The following is a 21,776-nucleotide window of genomic DNA, read 5'->3' as shown; positions in this document are numbered from 1 at the left end:
CGGCTGCTTTCTCGCTTTCACCGGGCCATTGCGGGGCGCGGGCTTCGTTTAGCCTGCTGGCACGCTCAAATTCGTCCCGTCATCATTTCCATGTCCCGGTCCTCCCGCCCCACTCCTCCTGCCACCGTCTCGGCCGCCGTCATCGCCGGCTTCACTCTCCAGCAGGCCAAGGCACGTACCCGCAGCCATCCACAGGATGCCCTTGCGTGGAAAAGCCTGGGTTACCACCAGTACCGCAACGGCGAGATCGACCAGGGACGAGCCAATCTGCAGCGCTCGCTGGCTCTGGACGACCAGGACGCCGACACGCATGCCATGCTCGGCCTGCTGGAGCAGCAACAGGGCGATGACGAACTGGCGCGCAATCACTTCTCCCGGGCGCTCAAGCTGTCCCCCAACTCGACCGAAGCCAATCTTGGCATGTCCGACGTCCATGCCAAGGCGGGCGGCTATGACCAGGCGATGGCCTGCCTGGACCGCCTGTCTCCCCAGGCGGCCGACGGCCTGCCCGCGCTGACGCGCAGGGGCCCGCTGCTGTTCAGCAAGCACCGCTATGGCGACGCCGAGGCACTGTTCCGCAAGCTGACGGAACGACAACCCAATCAACCGGAGCACTGGAACAGCCTGGGCAATGCCCTGCGCGCCCTGGGCCGCCTGGACGAGGCTTACGTCTGCTACGACCGGGCCACGACCCTGCTGCCGACCGACCCGGTACCGCGTTCGAACTACCTGACCTCGCTGCACTACGACCCCAAGGCGTCCGTCGACACCATCCTGAAGGCAAGCCAGGCCTGGGGCGCCATGTTCACGCCCACCAAAGCGGTCGTCCGTCCGTCGCCCGCCGACAAGTCCGCCAATCGCGTCCTGCGCATCGGCATGATCTCCGACGGTTTCCGCCAGCATCCCGTGGGCGCCATGACGACGCCCGCCCTGGTGCACCTGGGCCGCTACGGCATCGAACTGCATGCCTACACGACCAGCAACGTCGTGGATGCCATCACCAAGCGCATCATGGGTGCGTGCGCGTCGTGGCAGCCCATCTCTCACATGAGCGACGAGGCGCTGGCCCAGCGGATACGCGAAGACCGGATCGACATCCTGATCGACCTCTCGGGCCACAACACGGGCACGCGCATGCGCGCGCTGACCATGGAGCCCGCCCCGGTGCTGGTGAAATGGGTGGGCGGCCTGATCGGCACGACCGGCGTGAAAGCCATCGACTACCTGATCAGCGACCGCGTCGAATCGCCCCCTGGCAGCGACGCCCAATACACCGAGAAGCTCATCCGCATGCCGGATGACTACATCTGCTACCTGCCACCCGCCAACGTGCCGCCGGTCGCGCCCCTGCCCGCGCTGCGCAACGGCTACATCACGTTCGGCTGCTTCAACAACCCGACCAAGATCAATCCCGAGCTGCTGGGCCAGTGGGCCTTCCTGATGCACCAGGTGCCGAACTCCCGCCTGCTGCTCAAGGGCGGGCAATTCGAAAGCCTGCACCTGCGCGAGCAGATCACGCAGACGATGGCCGGCCACGGCATCGATGCATCGCGCGTGCGCATGGACGGCCACTCGCGTCACGTCGACCTGCTGGCCACCTACAACGAGGTGGACGTCGCGCTGGACCCCTGGCCCTACTCCGGCGGCCTGACCACCTGCGAAGCCATGCTGATGGGCGTGCCCGTGGTGACCCTGCCCGGCCCGACATTCGCCGGCCGCCACTCGGCCACCCACCTGGTCAACGCCGGCATGCCCGAGCTGGTCGTGGACGACTGGGACGCCTATCGCGCCCGCGTGCTGGAGCTGGTGGGCGACCTGCAAAGCCTGTCCACGATCCGCAGCCACCTGCGCGACATCCTGCTGCAATCGCCCGTCTGCGACGGCGAGCGCTTCGCCGTGAACCTGGCCAACGCCCTGCGCGCCATCTGGCAGCGCTATACCGAAGGCAAGGCGCCCGCCGCGCTGGTGCTGGACGCCGAAGGCCTACCGTACTTCGAGGACGAGGCCGGCCCGACCGACATCCAGCATCCGGCCATCGCTTCTGAAGATCCGAGCTTCCAGTGGCAGTTCCAGGGCAAGATCATCGCCATCGACAACGGTGGCAACCTGGTCTCGCGCGCCAACGTGCAGAAGATGCTCAAGCGGCGCACGCTGGAGCTGGTGGTGTTCGACCCGGCCAGCAATGCGGCCAACTCGCCCGCCACGCAGCAACCCGACCTGCACTACTACGCCAACATGAGCCTGGGTGACGGCAAGCCCGCCACCCTGTTCGCCTGCCTGGATGCCACACAGAGCGGCTCGCTCGAGCCCCTGCCCGCCGACGGCCCGGGCGCGCCCACCGGCGTGCTGGCCCGGCTGCCCCTGAACACCGTCGCGCTGGACCGCATCAACGGCCTGCCCAGCCTGGACTGGCTGGTGCTGGACGCCTATAACGACAGCGCCGCCATCCTGGACAACGGCGCGCGCGTGCTGGCCAATGCGCTCATCATCGAAGCCCGGGTCAGCTTCCAGCCCACGCATGCGCGCCAGCCGAACCTGGCCGAACTGCAGCACTGGGCCAGCCATCACGGCTTCCAGCTGTACCGCCTGCACGACATGGCGCACGCGCATCCATCGAAGCATCCGGGCATGCAGGGCCTGCAAGCCACCGCCACCCTGCACGCCGACGCGCTGTTCATTCCCGGCAAGGCGCGCCTGCAGGCGCTGGACACGAATGCCCGCACGAAGCTGGCTTTCCTGCTGCACGGCATCTATGGCCTGGAAGACATTGCCTACGAGGTGCTGTCGCCCCTGCCGAAAAGCGGCCGCTACCTGGACGACGTACATGTCGCCAAGGTGCTGGGCGCCAACAGTGACGCCTTCACGCTGAACAACGTGCGGTCGGTGCCCGAGGCCGAAAGCATCGCCGAGGTGGTCGGCCACATGGGCGCCTGGAGCGACGCCGCGCTGGATGCACTGATCAACCGGGGCAAGGCGGCCCGTGACCGGGACGGCGCCAACAACACCGCGCACTTCGTGCAGACCCATGCCCTGCTGGCCAAGGGCGGCAAGGCGGCGCCCGCCGAACTGCGGATCGACCCGTCACTGCTGGCGCGCCTGACCGACATGGGCTGGCGCCACAAGGCCGCGCTGTACGCGCACTGGTTCGACAGCGCCAGGCGCTATACCGAACGTCCCGACGCGAAGATCAGCGCCGTGCTGATCTCGAACCGCTACAAGCCGGAAATCGTCGAAACCGCCAGGATCCTGCGCGCGCAGAAGCAAGGCGAGATCGAGATCCTCTTCGTCAACAACGGCGCGCCGGCGGAAGACTTCGCCGCGTTGGTGCCGTTCCTGGACGTGTGGGTCGAGCTGAACGGCAACTCGGGCGCCTACCTGGCGCGCAACCTGGGCGCTGTCTTTGCCAAGGCGCCCATCCTGTTCTTCGTGGAAGACGACGGCATCCCGCAGGACGGCTTCGTCGACGCCCACCTGGCCGTGCACGCCTCGCACCAGCCCGTGTGCCTGCGCGGCGTCTATACCCCCCGCACTCCGGGCTCGGAATGCCCGCCGCACTACCGCCTGGGCGACCAGATCATGGCCGCCCCGCCCATCCTGGAGGGCAATGCCTCGTTCAACACCCAGGCCTTCGTGGCGCTGGGCGGCTGGGGCGACTATGTCCTGTTCGGCCACGGCGGCTTCGAGTTCTCGCGCCGCCTGGAACAGGCCGGCGTGCCGGCCGACAAGCAGCTCTACACGCCGGATTCGGTGCTGCTGCACGATTACCTGCGCGGCGACGACCACCGCAAGGAGAAGTTCTCGAAGCAGCAAGCCTCGCACCTGCTGCTTCAGGCGGGCAGCCGCTGGAACGGCCGGGCGGCGGCGGGTCGAGCCTGCCATGCAGCGGAGATTCTCCAGGCGCTCGGCGCGCCAGCCGCACTTCTTCCCCGGACGGCTGCCGCCACCTCCACGCTTGCGTCCTCCACTGTGCCCCCAATCCCCGTCGTGCGCACGGCAGCCGCGCTGCGTTGCGGTACACACAAGGTACGCACGTTGGTCGCCGTGCCGCTCTACAACGAAGAGAAATACGTCGAACAGACGATTCAGTCACTGAAAGCACAAGATGCCGACGGCGTGCACTTTCTGCTCGGTGACAACGCGTCCACGGACAGGACCCTGGAGATCGCTCAGGACGCCATCAGCGGCGATGCCCGATTCGAAATCCTCGGCCACGCTGAAAACGTGGGGGCCTTCAACAACTTCCGCTTCCTGCTGGAGCAGACTCGGTCGGACTACTTCATGTGGCTGGGCGGCCACGACTACCTGTCGTCCAACTACCTGAGCCTGGCGACCCGGTTGCTGGATACGGAGCCGGACGTCTCGATGGCTTGCGGAACCCCCTTCCGCGTGCAGGACGGCAACACCAGCCCCCTGGGCGAAGCCATCTATGACTTCAGCGACCCGCACCCGCTCAAGCGGTACCTGAAGTCAGTCACGCAACTGGTGAACTGCACCATCGTCCAATCGCTGTTCCGCCGCAGTCAGGCCAGCGACCTGGAACTGCGCGAAGTGTTGTCCTGGGACAAGATATTCATCAGCCACCTGCTGTGGAAGGGGCGGCTGGCCTACCTGGAAGACGCCAGGTATTTCCGGCGCTATTTCCAGGAGCGGGTCAGTACCGCTTCTGAACGCATCACCGGCAAGAAAGAAAAACTCGAGCGTGGCCCGTTCCGTGAGTATTACCGCGACGACCTCAATGTGCTTGCACGCGAGACGCTCGCGCCCGCCGAACTCGCACGCATACAAGAACAGGTCGAGAACTACCTGATCGACCGCTACCGTCACTATTGATCCGCAGGACCTGGCGCGCCGGGTCCTGCAAGCACGCATTACCCAGACAGGCAAACACCATGAAAGCAGTCATCCTGGCTGGCGGATTGGGCACCCGGATCTCCGAGGAGTCCTATCTCAAGCCCAAGCCCATGATCGAGATCGGCGGCAAGCCGATCCTGTGGCACATCATGAAGACGTATTCCCACCACGGGATCAACGACTTCGTGATCTGCTGCGGCTACAAGGGCTACGTGATCAAGGAATACTTCGCCAATTACTTCCTGCACATGTCGGACGTCACCTTCGACATGACGCGCAACAGCATGACGGTGCACCACCGCTATGTCGAGCCCTGGCAGGTCACGCTGGTGGACACCGGTGAAAACACGCTGACGGGCGGCCGCCTGAAGCGCGTGCGCAAGCACCTGGGCGACGAGCCGTTCTGCTTCACCTATGGCGATGGCGTGTCGGACATCGACATCAGCGCCCTCACCGCCTTCCACGCCAGCCACGGCAAGCTGGCCACGGTCACGGCCATCCAGCCGCCCGGCCGCTATGGCGCGCTGGGCATCGAGGGCGACCGGGTCAGCAGCTTCCAGGAGAAGCCCGCGGGTGACGGCGCCTGGATCAACGGCGGCTATTTCGTGCTGGACCCGGCCGTGATCGACCGCATCGAGGGCGACCAGACGAGCTGGGAATCCGAGCCCCTCATCGCGCTGGCCGCCGAGCAGCAGCTGATGGTCCACAAGCACGCGGGCTTCTGGCAAGCCATGGACACGCTGCGCGACAAGAACCAGTTGGAAGCGCTGTGGACGCAAGGCACCCCGCCATGGAAGGTCTGGGCGTGAGGCAATTCCAGGGCCGCTATGCCGGCAAGCGCGTGCTGCTGACCGGCCACACCGGCTTCAAGGGCAGCTGGCTGGCGTGCTGGCTGGCGCAGCTGGGCGCGGAAGTCACCGGCTATGCGCTGGACCCGGCCGCCACGCCCAATCACTGGGACCTGCTGGCCGCGCCCGCCACCGATATCCGCGGCGACGTGCGCGAACTGTCCTCCCTGATGGACGCCTTCGCCCGCTCCCGGCCCGAGGTGGTGTTCCACCTGGCCGCGCAGACGCTGGTGCGCCAGTCCTATGGCGCCCCGCTCAACAGCTGGTCCAGCAATGTCATGGGCACGGCCAACGTGCTGGAGGCCTGCCGCCGCACGCCCGGCGTGCGCGCGGTGGTCGTCATCACGACGGACAAGGTCTATGCCAATCGCGAATGGCCCTGGGGCTACCGCGAGAACGACACGCTGGGCGGCCACGATCCGTACAGCGCCTCGAAGGCCGCCTGCGAAATGGTGGTCGACAGCTACCGCAAGGCCTTCTGGCATGCGTTGGACGCGCCCCTGGTGGCCAGCGCGCGCGCCGGCAACGTCATCGGCGGCGGCGACTGGGCGGCCGACCGCCTGGTGCCCGACCTGGTGCGCGCGGTGACCGCGGGCGTACCGCTGGAGATCCGGCATCCGCAGGCCACGCGGCCCTGGCAGCACGTGCTGGAATGCCTGTCGGGTTACCTGATGCTGGGCGAGCGCCTGCTGGCTGGCGATCGCGCCTGCGCCGACGCGTGGAATTTCGGCCCGGCCCACGCGGACAACCGCCGGGTCGGCGACATCCTGGCCGCGCTGGCGCGCCATTGGCCCGAACTGCGCTGGCAGGCCGGGCCACCGAGCCCCCTGCACGAGGCCGGCCTGCTGCAGCTGGACTGCGCGCGCGCGCACAGCGTCCTGGGCTGGCAGCCCGTGCTGGGCCTGGACGAGGCGCTGGCGCTGACGGCGCAATGGTATCGCCACCATCACGCCACCGGCCAAGCCCAGACGCGCGCCCAGCTCGATCATTACCTGGCCGCCGCGCAGGCGGCCGGCGCCCGCTGGATCACGCCGTGAACGTCACGCCCACCCCGATCGCAGGCGTCATGCTGGTGGAGACGCCCTTGCGCGAAGACCATCGCGGCGCTTTCGGGCGGCTGTATTGCGACCGCGAACTGGCCGACCTTGCCGGCACGCGCCGCATCGTCCAGATCAACCAGTCGCGCACCCGGGAAGCCGGCGCCGTGCGCGGCCTGCACTTCCAGCACGCCCCCCACGCCGAAATGAAGTTCGTACGCTGCCTGCGCGGCCGCGTCTGGGACGTGGCCGTGGACCTGCGCGCGGGCTCGTCCACCTTCCTGCGCTGGCACGCCCAGGAACTGCGCGCCGACCGGCACGCCATGCTGGTGATCCCGGAAGGCTGCGCCCACGGTTTCCAGGTGCTGGAAGCCGACAGCGAGCTGCTGTACCTGCACACGGCGCACTATGACCCCGACGCCGAGGGCGGACTGCGCCACGACGACCCCCGCCTGGCCATTGCCTGGCCGCTGCCCGTGGCGGACCTGTCCGAGCGCGACCGCGCCCACCCCCTGCTCTCTCCTGATTTCGCCGGACTCGACGTATGAAATGCCGTCATTGCGGAACCGACCTGCACCAGACCTTCGTGGACCTGGGCACCGCGCCGCCCTCGAATGCCTATCTGCGCGCGGATGAACTGTCCGCGCCCGAGACCTACTATCCGCTGAAGGTGAAGGTCTGCCATCACTGCTGGCTGGTGCAGACCGAGGACTACGCCGAGGCCGATGCGCTGTTCTCCAAGGACTACGCCTATTTCTCGTCGACCTCGTCGAGCTGGCTGGCGCATGCTCGCCATTACGCGCAGGCCATGACCCAGCGGCTGGCCCTCGGCGCCGACGACCTTGTCATCGAGCTGGCCTCCAACGACGGCTATCTGCTGCGCAATTTCGTGGAAGCGGGCATTCCCTGCCTGGGCATCGAACCCACCGACAGCACGGCGCAAGCCGCGCAAGCCCTGGGCATTCCGGTGTTGCGCGAGTTCTTCGGCGAGGCCCTGGGCAGGCGCCTGGCCGCCGAAGGCCGCCAGGCAGACCTCATCGCCGGCAACAACGTCTATGCGCACGTGCCCGACATCAACGACTTCACGCGGGGCATCCAGGCCGCGCTGAAACCGGGCGGCACGGTGACGCTGGAATTCCCGCACCTGCTGCAACTGATCACGCACGCGCAGTTCGACACCATCTATCACGAGCACTTCTCGTACCTGTCGCTGTACACCGTGGCGCGCATCTTCGCGGCCGCCGGCCTGCGCGTGTGCGACGTGGAGGAACTACCCACCCACGGCGGCAGCCTGCGGGTATACGGTTGCCATGCCGATGACGCGCGCGCCGACACGGCGGCCGTGGCCAACGTCCTGGCCCGCGAGGCCGAGGCCGGCCTGCAGGATGCCCAGGTCTATGCCGACTTCCAGGCGCGCGTGGAAGCCATCAAGGACAATTTCCTGGACTTCCTGATCGCGCAGAAACGCGCAGGCAAGCGCGTGGCGGCGTATGGCGCCGCCGCCAAGGGCAACACCCTGCTGAACTATGCGGGCGTGAAGCCCGACCTGCTGCCGCTGGTGTGCGATGCGGCCCAGGCCAAGCAGGACAAGTTCCTGCCGGGCAGCCGCATTCCCGTGCGCGCGCCCGCGGCGCTGGCCGAGTTCAAGCCCGACCTGGTGGTGATCTTTCCCTGGAACATCGCCCAAGAGATCGTTGCCCACCATGCCTATATCGAGGCATGGGGCGGACGCTTCGTCACCGTCGTGCCAAGGCTGGAGATCCGATGACGGCAACCCAGGGCACGGCATCCCACTACACCATCCTGGGTGCCACGGGATTCGTCGGCTCGCACCTGCTGCGCCACCTGCGCCAAACCGGACAGGCCTGCCTTGCACCGGGACGCGACGAAGACCCCGCCCTGCTGGGCGACCTTGGTCACGTGATCTATTGCATCGGCCTCACCGCCGATTTCCGCCAGCGCCCGCTGGACACCGTCGACGCGCATGTGTGCGTACTGCGCCGGCTGCTGGCCAAGGCGACCTTCACCTCGCTGACGTATCTGTCCAGCACACGGGTCTATGCGAATGCATCGGACACGCGCGAATCAGCCAGCCTGCTGGTGAATCCCAACGAGGCGGGAAACCTGTACAACCTCTCCAAACTGACCGGCGAAGCATTGTGCCTGCATGGCGGCCGCCCGCATGCGCGGGTGGTGCGCCTGTCGAACGTCATCGGCCCTCGTGCTGATCCCGACACCTTCATTGATCAGTTGCTCGCCGAAGGCGCGCGTACTGGCGCCGTGCACTTGCGCACGGCATTGGCGTCACGCAAGGACTACATCCACATCGACGACGTGGTGGCGCTGCTTGCGCGCATCGCGCGCTCCCAGCAGGGCGGCATCCTCAACGTGGCCAGCGGACAGGGCACCAGCAACGCCGAGATCCTGGAGATCCTGTCGCGCGAAGCCGGGTATGTCTGCACTGCCGACGAAGACGCGCCCGCGTGGCAATTCTCGCCCATCGACATCACCCGCCTGCAGGAGACGTACGGCTTCCGGCCGCGCGACTTCCAGGAATATTTCCCCTCATTCATCCAGAGCCAGAGCTCGTAAAGGATCATCGTGACCTACCTCGAAACGACGCCAAGCGCCGCCCCCGACTACCGCGAAGAGAAGCGCCAACGCATCGCCAGCTTCGCCAACGACGCCGAATTCCGCGCGCTGGCGGAAACCTGGCGCGTCAAGGCGCTGGAACGCAAGTACATGAACAACTTCTCCTGGCTTGGCCGGCCGCTGATACAGCTCCCCACGGATGCCATGGCGATACAGGAGATCATCTGGGCAACCAAACCCGATCTCGTCATCGAAACCGGCGTGGCACACGGCGGCTCTCTCGTCATGTCTGCGTCCATCCTGGAAATGCTGGGCCATGGCCAGGTGCTAGGCATCGACATCGACATCCGCCCCCACAACCGCGAAGCCATCACCTCGCATCCGCTGGCACACAGGATCTCGCTGCTCGAAGGCTCGAGCGTCGACCCGGCCCTGGTCGCGCAGGTCCAGGCCCAGGCACAGGGCAAGCGCGTCCTGGTTTTCCTCGATTCGAACCATACCCATGAGCACGTGCTGGCGGAGCTAAACGCCTACGCGCACCTGGTGGCGGTCGACAGCTACGTGGTCGTGTTCGACACGTTCGTGGAAGACCTGCCCGACGAATACGTCTGGACCGACCGTCCCTGGAGCAAGGGCAACAACCCCAAGACGGCCGTCTGGGAATGGCTCAAGTCGCACCCTGAATTCCAGATCGACAAATCCATCGAGGACAAGCTGCTGGTCACGTCGGCGCCCGATGGATTCCTGCGCCGCATCGCCTGATCACGTTCACTCCCAGCCCCTGCCGGCAGACCCGATCATGATTTCAATCCACGACAGCGCGCGCGTCTCCAAGCTTGCGGATATCGAAGATTCGGTACGCGGCACTCGCATCCTCATCGGCGCGCGCAGCGTCGTGGATGCCTTTGTCAAGATCAAGCCCGCAGGCGGCACAGGAGACATCCTGATCGGCGAAGACTGCGTCATCAACGCCGGCTGCGTGCTGTATTCAGGGCATGGCATCTCGCTGGGCGACCGGGTCGCCATTGCCGCCAACTGCACCCTGGCGCCGACCAACCATGAGTTCGCCGACGCCAGCAAGCCCATCCGGTCGCAAGGTTTCCGCCCCAGCAAGGGCGGCGTCCGGATTGGCGATGATGCATGGATAGGCGCCAATTGCGTCCTCTTGGACGGCGCTGACATCGGCGAGGGGGCCGTCATTGGCGCGGGATCGGTCGTGCGCGGCAAGGTCGAGCCGTATACCGTCCACGCGGGCAACCCGCTGCGGCAGCTCGGCACGCGACAGCCGCTTTCCGACTGATCGACTAGGACACCAGGCCTGCGCGCCCGGGCGCAGGCCTGGTGTCCCTGTGGCGTGTCAGGCCTCCCTGGACATCTTTGCTTCGACGGCGAGCGCCAACCCCAGCAGGCGCCTGTCATGCCCGCCCGATGCGGCCAGGCTGATCCCCACCGGCGCCTCGCCGGGCACATGCGCCGGCACTGACACCGCGCAGCCATCCAGGAAGTTGATGAAGGTGGGATTGCGCAGTATCAGCGCATTGAAGTGGAAGTACGCGGCCTCGTCACGGACCAGCTCCGCCAGCGGCGGCGCCACGACGGGCACCGTAGGCATCAGCAAGGCATCGTACGACGCGATGCGCGCCGTCACGCGGGCAATCCATTGCTTGCGCGCCGCCAGCAGGTCGATGAAGTCGGCGGCGCTTTGCTCGCTGCCGCGTCGGATGCGCGACACCACGCGCGGATCGTAGCGGTCTTCCGCCCGGGCGATCAGGCCGCGATGCCAGGCCCAGGCCTCGGCGGCGGTGAAGCCGCCCTTGGCATTGATGTCGGCCACCTCGGCCAATTCGGACAATGCGATCTCCGTGACCTGCGCGCCGGCCTGGCGCAAAGTGGCGCAGGCGCGTTCGAACACGCGGCCCACCGTAACGTCCATGCCGTCCAGCACCTTGGTGGTGGGCACGGCCAGGCGCAGACCCGCCAGCGGCAGGGCCTGCGGCAGATCCTCCCAGGACTCGCCCGCCATCACCGCATCCAGCAAGGCGCAGCAGGCAACCGAAGGCGCGATGGGGCCCAGGGAATCAAGGTGGGCAGACAGCGGCAGCACGCCGTCCATCGGCACCCGCCGCGCGGTGGGCTTGAACCCCGTCAAGCCACACAAGGCTGCCGGAATCCGCACCGAGCCGCCGGTATCGGAACCGATACCGGCCAACGCCATGCCGTCGGTGACCGACACCGCCGCGCCGGACGAGGAGCCACCGGGGATGCGGCCCGTGGCGCGGTCCCAGGCGTTCAGCGGCGTACCGTAGTGCGGGTTGATGCCCAGGCCGGAGTACGCGAACTCGGTCATGTTGGTGCGCCCGATCACGATGGCGCCCGCGGCCTGCAGGCGTTCCACGACCAGCGCGGTACGCGTGGCAGGGGGCGCCTCGGCCAGCACGACGGAACCGGCACGCGTGTTGCGCCCCGCGATGTCGAACAGGTCCTTCACCGAAATGGGCAGGCCTTCCAGCGGCGAGCGTGCCAGGCCCCTGGCGCGGAGAAGATCGGAGGCCTGCGCCGCCGCGCGGGCGGCGTCGGCATGGATTTCGGTATAGACGCGCGCGCCTTCACCTGCCGGATGCTGCGCGCGCGCCAGCGCGGCATCGACCAGGCTTTGGGCGGTCTCGTGGCCGGATTGGAGGGTCAGGGCAGCTTGGGCAAGGGTCGGCATGATGTGAACAGGCTCGGTGCAAGGAAAGCGGGAAGCACGCGTATCATGTCAGCTTTTCGCCCGCGCAGCAGCGTACTGCCGGCAGCAATACCCTCAGGAGACTCGCCATGACCCGGCCCGGCGCCGACGGCTCCGCCGGCCCTGCCCCCCGCCACACGCTGCCCGCGGGCCGCCTGATGGTGGGCATTGCCGTGCTTTACGCGTCGATGTGGTGCCTCTCCACGCTTGATGCAAGCAGCAAGTGGGTCCTGGCCGCGGGGGTACCCGTGCTGGTGGTCGCGTGGTTCCGCTATGTCGCCCACCTGCTGCTGGTGGCCGGCCTGCTGGTGCCGATGCGCGGCTGGCGTATCCTGCGGCCCAAGCGGGTGCAGGACCAGATCCTGCGCGGCGGCACCATGCTGTGCGCCACCCTGATGTTCTTCCTGACCCTGCGCCGCCTGCCCCAGGCCGAAGCCACGGCCATCATCTTCCTGGCCCCGCTCATCGTGCTGGCCACGGCCCCCTGGCTGCTGAAGGAAAAACCGCAGCTCTCGCGCTGGATCGCGGCCGCCGTCGGCTTCGCCGGGGTCATGATCGTGGTGCGGCCGGGATCGGGCCTGGACCCGCTGGGCGTCGTGCTGGGGCTCATCACCGCGGTGTTCTTCGCCGCCCAGTTCATCGCCACCCGGCGCGTGGCCAACGAGGACCCCTTCACGACCCTCATCTGGAGCGGCGCGGTCGGCGCCCTCGGCCTGACCGCGATCCTGCCCTTCGTGCTGCCGCCCGCCATGCCCGTTCTGGCCAACCTGGGCCTGTGGGAGTGGGTGGTCATGCTGTCTACCGGCGTGTCCGGCGCGCTGGGCCACCTGCTGCAGATCCAGGCGTATCGCAACGCGCCCGCCTCGGTGCTGGCGCCGCTGGTGTACCTGCAGATCACCTGTGCCGCCACGCTGGGCTGGCTGATCTGGGGGCAATTCCCCGGGCCGCTGACCTGGCTGGGCATCGCCATCACCTGTGGCAGCGGCGCGGGCATCGCGCTGTATGAATGGCGGCGCAACCGCCTGGCGCGGGCGGCGGCCTCCACCTGATCTTGCCCTGTCAGGCTGGGCGCGAGACCCTGCCCGCGTGGCTCAAACCGGCGCGGCTACCGGTTCGACCACCTTCCCCGCCTGCAACACCAGTTGCTGGTCGCAGCGCGCGGCCAGCGCGGGATCGTGGGTGACCAGCACCAGCGTGGCGCCCTGCTCGCGATGCAGGGCGAACATCTGGTCGATGATCGCCTCGCCGTTGGCCGCATCGAGGCTGCCCGTGGGCTCATCCGCGAACAGCAGCGCCGGGCGCACCACGAAGGCTCGCGCCAGCGAGACGCGCTGCTGCTCGCCGCCGGACAAGGTGCGCGGATAGTGATGCAGGCGCGCCCCCAGGCCCACGCGTCCCAGCATGGCCTCGGCCGCTGCACGTGCCGGTTGCCCCGCGAGCTCGAGCGGCAGCATGACGTTTTCCAGCGCCGTCAGATTCGGCAACAACTGGAAGGACTGGAATACGAAACCGACCTGGCGGGCGCGCAGCCCCGCACGGCCGTCCTCGTCCAGCGAAAACAGGTCCTGGCCGTTCAGGCTGATGCTGCCCGCGCTGGGAACATCCAGGCCGGCCAGCAGTCCCAACAGCGTCGATTTGCCGGACCCCGAGCTGCCCGTGATGGCCACGGCGGCGCCGACGGGAACCGTAAAATCAATGCCGTCCAGGATGACCAGCTCGCCCGAGGCGTCCTGGACCCGCTTGCTGACGCCACGCGCCTCGATTGCCACGTGGTTCGCCACTTTCTTACTGGGATTCATCATGCTTGTCCGTTTGTTGTCCTGCCTGACCCTGGTCTGCGCCCCGCTGCTGGCGGCCCAGGCTCAGACCGCCGCGCCGGCCAGTGGTTCCGAGTCCGGTTCCGGCATTGCGCCCCGCATCCTCATCATAGGCGACAGCCTGAGCGCCGAATATGGCCTGTCGCGGGGCAGCGGCTGGGTCACCTTGCTGGAAAAGCGCCTGGCCGAGTCCCACCCGGGCGCGCGGGTGGCCAATGCCAGCATCAGCGGCGACACCACCAGCGGCGGCGTCAGCCGGCTGCCGGGGCAGTTGAAGACCCACCAGCCGACTATCGTGATCCTGGAGCTGGGCGCCAATGACGCCCTGCGCGGCCTGTCGCTGGACATGACCGAGAAGAACCTGCGCACCATGACCCGTGCTGCACGCGACGCGGGCGCCACCGTCATCATCGCCGGCATGCAGATCCCGCCCAACTACGGCAGGCAATATACCGACCGCTTCCGCGACGTGTTCCCGCTGGTCGCCAAAAGCGAAAAAGCCGAGCTGATCCCGTTTTTCCTGGATGGCATGGCGGCCGACCGCGCGATGTTCCAGGCCGATGGCCTGCACCCGACGGAAGCGGCGCAACCGGCGATCCTGGAAAATGTCTGGGAGGTGCTGGGGCCGGTGCTGAAGCAGCCGAGCTCGTGATCGCCCGGCAGGCGCTGCGCGATGGACTCACTACCGCTGCGCCATGACGGGCTGTCCCCCTCCCGCAAAGCCACCGCAAAAAACAAACGCCCGCGATGCGGGCGTTTGTTTTTTTGCTGCCGGCAATACTGCCGGCAGCCTGCGATCAGTTCGTCTGGGCTTCGCCTTCGACGGCAGCCTTGGCAGCGGGCAGCACGCGCACGTCGTAGCGCTGGCGCAGTTGCTGGATCACGGCCTGCTGTTCGGCCTGGCCCCAGGCCTGGCTGATCTGCTCGCGCAGCGCGGCCTGCTGCTGGGGCGTCACGGTGCCGGCCTCGACCTTCTCCAGGCGGGTGATGACGAAATTGCCGCCATCGGCCGCACCGGCGTAAGCGGGCAAGGTGGCGCTGGGCAGGCGCATCACGGCCTCCAGGGCCTGGCGCGACAACGCGCCCGGATCCTGGCGGCTGACGGTGACCGGCTGGCCAAACCCTTCCGGCGCATCGCCGACGGGCGCGGCCTTGAGCTCGGCCAGCGCGGCTTCGCCAGCCTTGCGAGCGGCTTCGCCAGCACGCTCGTCCACCAGACGGTCACGGATGGAAGCCGACACCTTTTCCAGCGGCGGCACTTGGGCGGGCGTAAGCGCACCGGCGCGCACCGCAACCAGTTGACCGGCAGACAGCTCCATCACGCGGGAATTCTGCTTGTCACGCAGGACCTCCTGCGAGAACAGCGCTTCGCGCACGCGAGGATCGTTCAGCAGGTTGACGTCCTTGCTGGCGCTGGCGGCATCGGCGCCGGCATCCGCGGCGTCAAGCAGGCCCGTACGGGTGATGCCCGAGGCCTTGCGCACCTGCACGCGCAGCGCATCGGCCGCCGGTTGCAGGCTGTCGCCCTGACCCGCGGCGTTGGTGAACTGCTTGGCCAGTTCGGAGAAGCGCGTGCCTGCCTGCTGCTTCTTGATTTCAGTGACGATCTGCTCGCGCACGTCGGCCAGCGGCTTGACGTCCGCGGCCTGCAGTTCGGTCAGGCGGATGACGTGGAAACCGAAGTTGCTTTGCACCACGCCGGAGACTTCGCCCTGCTTCAGGCCGTAGATGGCCTTCTCGACCGGCTCGACCAGCATGTTGCGGCTGACCCAGCCCAGGTCGCCGCCGGACGCGGCCGAACCCGAATCCTGGGAGTTCTTGCGCGCCAGCTCGGCGAAGCTGTCAGGGTTGGCGGCGGCTTCCTTGGCCAGGCTTTCGGCCTTGGCACGGGCGGCGTCACGCGTGGCCTGGTCGGCGCTGGCCGGCGCCTCGATCAGGATGTGGCTGGCACGGCGGCGCTCTTCGCGGCCGAAGCGGCTGGCATTGTTCTTGTAGTAGTCGGCGATGTCGGCATCGCTGACCGTGATGCCCTGCGTGGCGACGGCTTCGTCCAGCACCACGTATTCGGCGCTGACGTGCTCGGGCACTTCCAGTTCCTTGCCGTTGGCGTCGTACCAGGTCTTCACGTCGGCGTCGCTGACCGTGATGTCCTTGCGGAAAGCGTCGGCGCTGAAGGCGCGCAGGCGCAGCGTACGCTGTTCAGACAGGGCAGCCTGCACCGACGCCAGCACGACCTCGGGCACATAGGACGACACGCCGACCGGCTCCAGCACCTGGGCCGTGGCCAGGTCGCGGCGCAGGCCGGCCTCGAACATGGCGGGCGTCAGGCCTTGTCCAGCCAGGGCTTCGCGATAGCGCTCGGCCGAGAAACGGCCATCGACCTGCACCGCCGGGATCGTGGCGATCGTGCGGCGCAGCGTCTCGTCGGACACCGAATAGCGGCCTTCGACGGCGGCGGTGGCGACGACGCGCTGGTCGATCAGCTGGTCCAGCAGGCGCTGGCGGACCTGGGGCGTATCGACGAGCGCCGGATCGAACTGGCCGCCCAGCATGGCACGGTATTGCTCCAGCTGGTTGGTATGCACGCGGCTGAATTCCTGCGCCGTGACGGGCTCGCCCTTGACGCTGGCCAGCTCGGTGTCCCGGGTACTCATGCTGGTGTAGCTTTCGAGCCCGAAGAACACGAACGACGGCACGACCAGCAGGAACAGGAGGAACATCGTCACGCGACGATGGGTGCGAATGAACTCGAACATGGGGTATCCGGACTGGGCCGCTTGGCGTGTCGAAGGAAGTGCGACACACGCTGCGGCAAGGTGAAAAAAGGCGAGCCGGACTCGCCTCGCATCCACGAAACCCCTGGCGCGACGGGCCGGGGCGCGGAAAGTTTATCACTATGTGAAGGGAGGGAAAGGGGGAAGGGAAAGCGGCGCGCCGGGCCCCTGCGGTATCCTTGTGCGTGCCAGCCCCCCTTTTCGCCCTCCCGCCCGCTCGCATGAAGACGCTCGCTCCCTGGCCTTACCCCCGCCTGGCCGCCCATCGTGGCGGCGGACGGCTCGCGCCGGAAAACACGCTGGCGGCCATGCGCACCGGCCTGGCGCACGGGTTCCGCATGGCCGAGTACGACGTGAAGCTCAGCCACGACGACGTGCCGGTACTGCTGCACGACGACACGCTGGATCGCACCACGGACGGCCGCGGCCCTGCCGCCGAGCGCACGCACGGCGAACTGGCGCGGCTGGACGCTGGCAGCTGGCACTCCGCGCCCTACGCGGGCGAACCCATTCCCACGCTGCGCGCGGTGGCCCGCTACACCCAGGCCAACCAGATCGCCAGCAATGTCGAGATCAAGCCCTGCCCGGGCCGGGAGGCCGTCACGGGCGCGCGCGTGACACAAGCCGTGCGCGAACTCTGGCACGGCGCGGCCACGCCGCCGCTCATCTCCTCGTTCTCGGAAGCGGCCCTGGCCGAATCCGCGCGCGTGGCGCCCGAACTGCCCCGGGCGCTGCTGCTGGAAGGTCCCCTGCCCGGCGACTGGCTGGCGCGCCTGGCCCGGCACGATTGCATCGCCCTGCACATGGACCAGCGCCACGTGGACGCCGAGGTCGCGCGGCAGGTGCGCGAAGCCGGCTACCGCCTGGGCGCCTGGACCGTCAACGACCTGGCCCGCGCGGATGCGCTGCGCGCGTGGCAGACCGACCTCATCTTCACGGACGAGCTTGCGCTCATCCGTCCCGACTGATTTCCCCGACTCTTTCCTTTACCGCCCGCCCTCCGGGCCATCGACGACCTTGTTCAGCTATCGCCACGCCTTCCATGCCGGCAACCACGCCGACGTCCTCAAGCACGCCATGCTCGTGCACATGCTCGACCACCTGGGCCGCAAGGATGCCCCCTACTGGGTGATCGACACCCACGCGGGCGCGGGCCTCTATGCCCTGGATGGCGAATGGGCCAACAAGAAAGGCGAGTTCCTGGACGGCATCGCCCGCCTGTGGCCGCGCCACGACCTGCCGCCCATGCTGGCCGACTACATCGAGCAGGTGGCGGCCCTGAACCCGGACGGCGCGCTGCGCCACTATCCTGGCTCGCCCTGGCTGGCGCTGGCCGCCTTGCGCGATCGCGACCGCCTGCGGCTCTTCGAGCTGCATCCGTCCGAGGCCAGCGTGTTGGGCGGCAACCTGCAGAAGCTGGACCGCCGTCAATTGCGCCAGACGACCCTGTATGCCGCCGACGGCTTCGAGGGCATGAAGTCGCTGCTGCCCCCGCCCACCCGGCGTGGCATGGTGGTCATCGACCCGCCCTATGAAGACAAGCGAGACTACCGCCGCGTGCAGGACGCCGTGCGCGAAGGCCTGAAACGCTTCGCCACGGGCACCTTCGTGGTCTGGTATCCCCTGGTGTCGCGGCGAGAATCGCAGGAACTGCCGCGCCAGCTGTCCAAGCTGCCGGTGGAAAACTGGCTGAACGCCACGCTGACCGTGCGCAAGCCCTCGTCGGATGGCCTGGGCCTGTACGGCAGCGGCATGTATGTGGCCAACCCGCCCTGGACCCTGCAGGCGGCATTGCGCGAGACGCTGCCCTGGCTGGCCAGGGAGCTGGCCCAGGATGACCGGGCCGGGTATACGCTGGACGGCAAACAGAAATAAGGCTGTCGCCGTCCCCTGAATGAAAAAGACCGGGTGCGCGCACCCGGTCTTCTTCTTGGCAGCCTGTGCCCGCCTGGACGGCAGGCGCCAGCTCAATGCGCCGCCGGGCCCTGCGCGTCCTCCTCCGCCTGCCGATCCGACAGGCGCCTGACCTTGAAGGTCTTCAGCACCACGACGAAGAACACCGGCACGAAGAAGATCGCCAGGAAGGTGGCGCTGAGCATGCCGCCGATGACCCCGGTGCCGATGGCGTTCTGGCTGCCCGAGCCCGCGCCGGTGGAAATGGCCCGCGGGACCACGCCCAGGATGAAGGCCATCGAGGTCATCAGGATGGGACGCAGCCGCTGGCGCGCGGCATGCAGCGCGGCCTCGGCCAGGCTGGCCCCTTCCTCGTAGTGGGCCTTGGCGAATTCCACGATCAGGATCGCGTTCTTCGCCGCCAGGCCGATCGTGGTGAGCAGGCCCACCTGGAAGTAGACGTCGTTGGACAGCCCACGCATCAGGGTGGCCGCCAGCGCCCCCAGGATGCCCAGCGGCACCACCAGCATCACGGAAGTCGGGATGGACCAGCTTTCATACAGCGCGGCCAGGCACAGGAACACCACGATCAGCGAGATGGCGTACAACGCGGGCGCCTGCGCACCCGACAGGCGCTCTTCGAAGGACAGTCCCGTCCACTCGAAGCCCGTGCCGCCCGGCAGCCTGCCCGCCAGTTCCTCCATGGCGGCCATGGCGTCGCCAGAACTGTAGCCCGGGGCGGGTTCGCCCTGGATCTGGTAGCTGGGCACGCCGTTGTAGCGGCCCAGCTTCTGCGGCCCGTAGGTCCACTCGGCCGTGGCGAAGGCCGAGAACGGCACCATGCCGCCCTCGGCATTGCGCACGTACCACTTCTCCAGGTCTTCCGGCAGCATGCGGGCCGCGGCCTCGCCCTGCACGAAGACGCGCTTGACGCGGCCACGGTCGATGAAGTCGTTGATGTAGGACGAGCCCCAGGCCACCGAGATCGTGCTGTTGACGTCGGCGATCGACACACCCAGCGCGCGGATGCGCTCACGGTCGATGTTCAGCTGGTATTGCGGCGCGTCCTCGATGCCGTTGGCGCGCACCGAGCGCAGCGCCGGATGCTTGCCGGCCTCCTGCAGCAACTGGTTGCGCGCGGCCAGGAAGGCCTGGTGGCCGATGCCCGCCCGGTCCTGCAGCTGGAAGTCGAAGCCCGAGGCATTGCCCAGTTCCATCACCGCAGGCGGCGTGAAGGCCACCACCTGCGCATCCTTCACCTGCGACGCCCCGTAGGCGATGATGCGGCCCGCCACGGCGCTGGCGCGCATGGCGTCGCCCGAACGGTCCTTCCAGTCGCGCAGGCGCACGAACATGATGGCCGCGTTCTGGCCACGGCCCGCGAAGTTGAAGCCCGTGACCTCGAAGACGGACAGCACGGCATCCTTCTCTTCCGTCAGGATCCAGTCGCGCACCTGGTCGACCACCTGCTGCGTGCGCTCCGACGTGGCGCCGGCGGGCGCCGCCACCTGCACATAGACGATGCCCTGGTCTTCGCCCGGCAGGAAGGACGTGGGGATGCGCGTGAAGAGCCAGGCCATGACCAGCGTCAGCAGCACGAAGATGAGCATCACGCGGCCCGAGCGGTTGATCAGGCGCGACACGCCGCTGACATAGCGGTCGTTGCCGCGGTCGAAGGTGCGATTGAACCAGCCGAAGAAGCCCCGCTTGGCGCCGTGATGGCCCTTGGGGATGGGCTTGAGCATGGTCGCGCAGAGCGCGGGCGTCAGCACGATGGCGACCACCACCGACAGCACCATGGACGAGACGATGGTGATGGAGAACTGGCGGTAGATGACGCCCGTGGACCCGCCGAAGAAGGCCATGGGCACGAACACGGCCGACAGCACCATGGCGATGCCGACCAGCGCCCCGGTGATCTGTCCCATCGATTTTCGCGTGGCGGCCTTGGGTGACAGCCCTTCCTCCGCCATCACCCGCTCGACGTTCTCCACCACCACGATGGCATCGTCCACCAACAGCCCGATGGCCAGCACCATGCCGAACATGGTCAGGGTGTTGATGGAGTAGCCGAAGGCGGCCAGCACCCCGAAGGTGCCCAGCAGCACCACCGGCACGGCGATGGTGGGGATCAGCGTGGCCCGCAGGTTCTGCAGGAACAGGTACATCACCAGGAACACCAGCAGCACGGCCTCGGCCAGCGTCTGGAACACGCCCTGGATCGACAGCTTCACGAAGGGCGTGGTGTCGTAGGGATACACCACGTCCAGGCCGGTCGGGAAGAAAGGCCGCAGCGTGTCGATGGTGGCGCGCACGGCGTCCGCCGTATCCAGCGCGTTGGCGCCGGGGGCCAGCCGGATGGCCAGGCCGGCAGCCGGACGGCCGTTGTATTGGCTGTTGATGGCGTAGTTCTGGCCGCCCAGTTCGACCCGGGCCACGTCACGGATGCGAACCTGCGAGCCGTCGCGGTTCACGTGCAGCAGGATGGCGCCGAACTCCTCGGGCGTCTGCAGCCGCGACGGGCCGATGATGGTGGCGTTCAACTGCTGGCCCACCGCCGCGGGCAGGCCGCCCAGCTGGCCGGACGACACCTGCACGTTCTGCTCGCGGATCGCGGCGGTCACGTCGCTGACGGCCAGGCCGAAGTTGCTGAGCTTTTCCGGGTCCAGCCAGATCCGCATGGCGTACGGCGCGCCGAACAGCTGGAAGTCGCCCACGCCATCGGTGCGGCTGATGGGATCCTGCACGCTCGAGGCCACGTAGTCGGCGATGTCCTGGCGCGTCAGCGAACCGTCGGTGGACACGAAGCCCGCCACGATCAGGAAGTTGCGCGTGGCCTTGGTGACCCGCAGGCCCTGCTGCTGCACTTCCTGCGGCAGCAGCGGCATGGCCAGTTGCAGCTTGTTCTGCACCTGCACCTGGGCCGTGTCGGCGTTGGTGCCTTGCGAGAAGGTCAGCTGGATTTCCATGCTGCCGTCCGAATTGCTGGACGAAGACATGTATTCCAGCCGGTCGATGCCGTTCATCTGCTGCTCGATCACCTGCACCACGGTGTCCTGCACGGTCTGCGCGGACGCGCCCGGATAGGACACCTGGATGCTGATCGAAGGCGGCGCGATGTTCGGGTACTGCGACACCGGCAGCGTGGTGATCGACAGCGCGCCCGCCATCATCAGGACGATGGCGATCACCCAGGCGAAGACGGGCCGGTCGATGAAGAACTTTGCCATGCGCGC

General features: G+C 67.7%; 16 protein-coding genes. 12 read left to right on the top strand and 4 right to left on the bottom strand.

Annotated elements, in window-relative coordinates; all coding sequences use genetic code 11:
- Positions 1-90 precede the first annotated feature (90 nt).
- From ODI_RS10720 to ODI_RS10685, 8 genes are read left to right on the top strand one after another with little or no spacing between them, the layout of a single operon-like run.
- Complete coding sequence (locus ODI_RS10720; RefSeq protein WP_067750961.1) at positions 91-4,830, top strand: O-linked N-acetylglucosamine transferase family protein; 4,740 nt, start codon at positions 91-93, stop codon at positions 4,828-4,830.
- 59 nt (positions 4,831-4,889) lie between these two features.
- The gene (rfbF, locus tag ODI_RS10715) at positions 4,890-5,660 is read left to right on the top strand and encodes a glucose-1-phosphate cytidylyltransferase (protein ID WP_067750963.1); all 771 of its coding nucleotides are present in this window, start codon (positions 4,890-4,892) and stop codon (positions 5,658-5,660) included.
- Positions 5,642-6,736: a CDP-glucose 4,6-dehydratase gene (rfbG, locus tag ODI_RS10710; protein WP_067750966.1), complete on the top strand. Its 1,095-nt coding sequence runs from the start codon at positions 5,642-5,644 to the stop codon at positions 6,734-6,736. Before rfbF ends, rfbG begins: the two co-directional genes overlap by 19 nt.
- Positions 6,733-7,284, top strand: coding sequence for a dTDP-4-dehydrorhamnose 3,5-epimerase family protein (locus tag ODI_RS10705; protein ID WP_067750969.1), 552 nt, complete (start codon positions 6,733-6,735; stop codon positions 7,282-7,284). Before rfbG ends, ODI_RS10705 begins: the two co-directional genes overlap by 4 nt.
- On the top strand, positions 7,281-8,504 hold the full coding sequence (locus tag ODI_RS10700; RefSeq protein WP_067750971.1) for a class I SAM-dependent methyltransferase: 1,224 nt from the start codon (positions 7,281-7,283) through the stop codon (positions 8,502-8,504). The genes ODI_RS10705 and ODI_RS10700 overlap by 4 nt, the downstream gene beginning before the upstream one ends.
- Complete coding sequence (locus ODI_RS10695; protein ID WP_067750974.1) at positions 8,501-9,328, top strand: NAD-dependent epimerase/dehydratase family protein; 828 nt, start codon at positions 8,501-8,503, stop codon at positions 9,326-9,328. The genes ODI_RS10700 and ODI_RS10695 overlap by 4 nt, the downstream gene beginning before the upstream one ends.
- Positions 9,329-9,337: 9 nt before the next feature.
- Positions 9,338-10,090 carry a cephalosporin hydroxylase family protein gene (locus ODI_RS10690; RefSeq protein ID WP_067750976.1) on the top strand — a complete coding sequence of 251 codons (753 nt, stop codon included), beginning with the start codon at positions 9,338-9,340 and terminating at the stop codon, positions 10,088-10,090.
- A complete protein-coding gene (locus ODI_RS10685; protein WP_231968228.1) occupies positions 10,065-10,628 on the top strand; it encodes an acyltransferase in 564 nt (187 codons plus the stop codon). The genes ODI_RS10690 and ODI_RS10685 overlap by 26 nt, the downstream gene beginning before the upstream one ends.
- 57 nt (positions 10,629-10,685) lie before the next feature.
- Here the strand turns inward: ODI_RS10685 and ODI_RS10680 are convergent, their stop codons facing one another.
- Complete coding sequence (locus tag ODI_RS10680) at positions 10,686-12,041, bottom strand: amidase (protein WP_098020894.1); 1,356 nt, start codon at positions 12,039-12,041, stop codon at positions 10,686-10,688.
- A gap of 104 nt (positions 12,042-12,145) precedes the next feature.
- Here ODI_RS10680 and ODI_RS10675 point away from each other — a divergent pair, with 104 nt between their 5' ends.
- Positions 12,146-13,105, top strand: a complete 960-nt coding sequence (locus ODI_RS10675; protein WP_067750984.1) for a DMT family transporter — start codon at positions 12,146-12,148, stop codon at positions 13,103-13,105.
- Positions 13,106-13,147: 42 nt separating this feature from the next.
- Here ODI_RS10675 and ODI_RS10670 read toward each other — a convergent pair whose 3' ends face one another.
- Positions 13,148-13,858: an ABC transporter ATP-binding protein gene (locus tag ODI_RS10670; protein WP_098020893.1), complete on the bottom strand. Its 711-nt coding sequence runs from the start codon at positions 13,856-13,858 to the stop codon at positions 13,148-13,150.
- On the opposite strand from ODI_RS10670, the gene ODI_RS10665 reads away from it, so the two are divergent.
- On the top strand, positions 13,857-14,525 hold the full coding sequence (locus ODI_RS10665) for an arylesterase (protein WP_067750987.1): 669 nt from the start codon (positions 13,857-13,859) through the stop codon (positions 14,523-14,525). The genes ODI_RS10670 and ODI_RS10665 overlap by 2 nt on opposite strands.
- 145 nt (positions 14,526-14,670) lie before the next feature.
- Here the strand turns inward: ODI_RS10665 and ODI_RS10660 are convergent, their stop codons facing one another.
- Positions 14,671-16,629, bottom strand: a complete 1,959-nt coding sequence (locus tag ODI_RS10660) for a SurA N-terminal domain-containing protein (protein ID WP_067750989.1) — start codon at positions 16,627-16,629, stop codon at positions 14,671-14,673.
- Positions 16,630-16,868: 239 nt separating this feature from the next.
- On the opposite strand from ODI_RS10660, the gene ugpQ reads away from it, so the two are divergent.
- Positions 16,869-17,615 (top strand): glycerophosphodiester phosphodiesterase, encoded by a 747-nt coding sequence (gene ugpQ, locus ODI_RS10655; RefSeq protein WP_067750992.1) that lies wholly within the window; start codon positions 16,869-16,871, stop codon positions 17,613-17,615.
- A gap of 49 nt (positions 17,616-17,664) precedes the next feature.
- Entirely contained in the window at positions 17,665-18,522 is an 858-nt protein-coding gene (locus ODI_RS10650; RefSeq protein ID WP_067750995.1) for a 23S rRNA (adenine(2030)-N(6))-methyltransferase RlmJ, read from the top strand.
- A gap of 92 nt (positions 18,523-18,614) precedes the next feature.
- Here the strand turns inward: ODI_RS10650 and ODI_RS10645 are convergent, their stop codons facing one another.
- Positions 18,615-21,770: an efflux RND transporter permease subunit gene (locus ODI_RS10645; RefSeq protein WP_067750998.1), complete on the bottom strand. Its 3,156-nt coding sequence runs from the start codon at positions 21,768-21,770 to the stop codon at positions 18,615-18,617.
- Between the last annotated feature and the right edge of the window lie 6 nt (positions 21,771-21,776).

The sequence above is a fragment of the Orrella dioscoreae genome, from assembly GCF_900089455.2.
Classification (GTDB): domain Bacteria; phylum Pseudomonadota; class Gammaproteobacteria; order Burkholderiales; family Burkholderiaceae_B; genus Orrella; species Orrella dioscoreae.
Note: the sequence above shows the minus strand (reverse complement) of the source record. Positions and strands in the feature narration are given on the sequence as shown.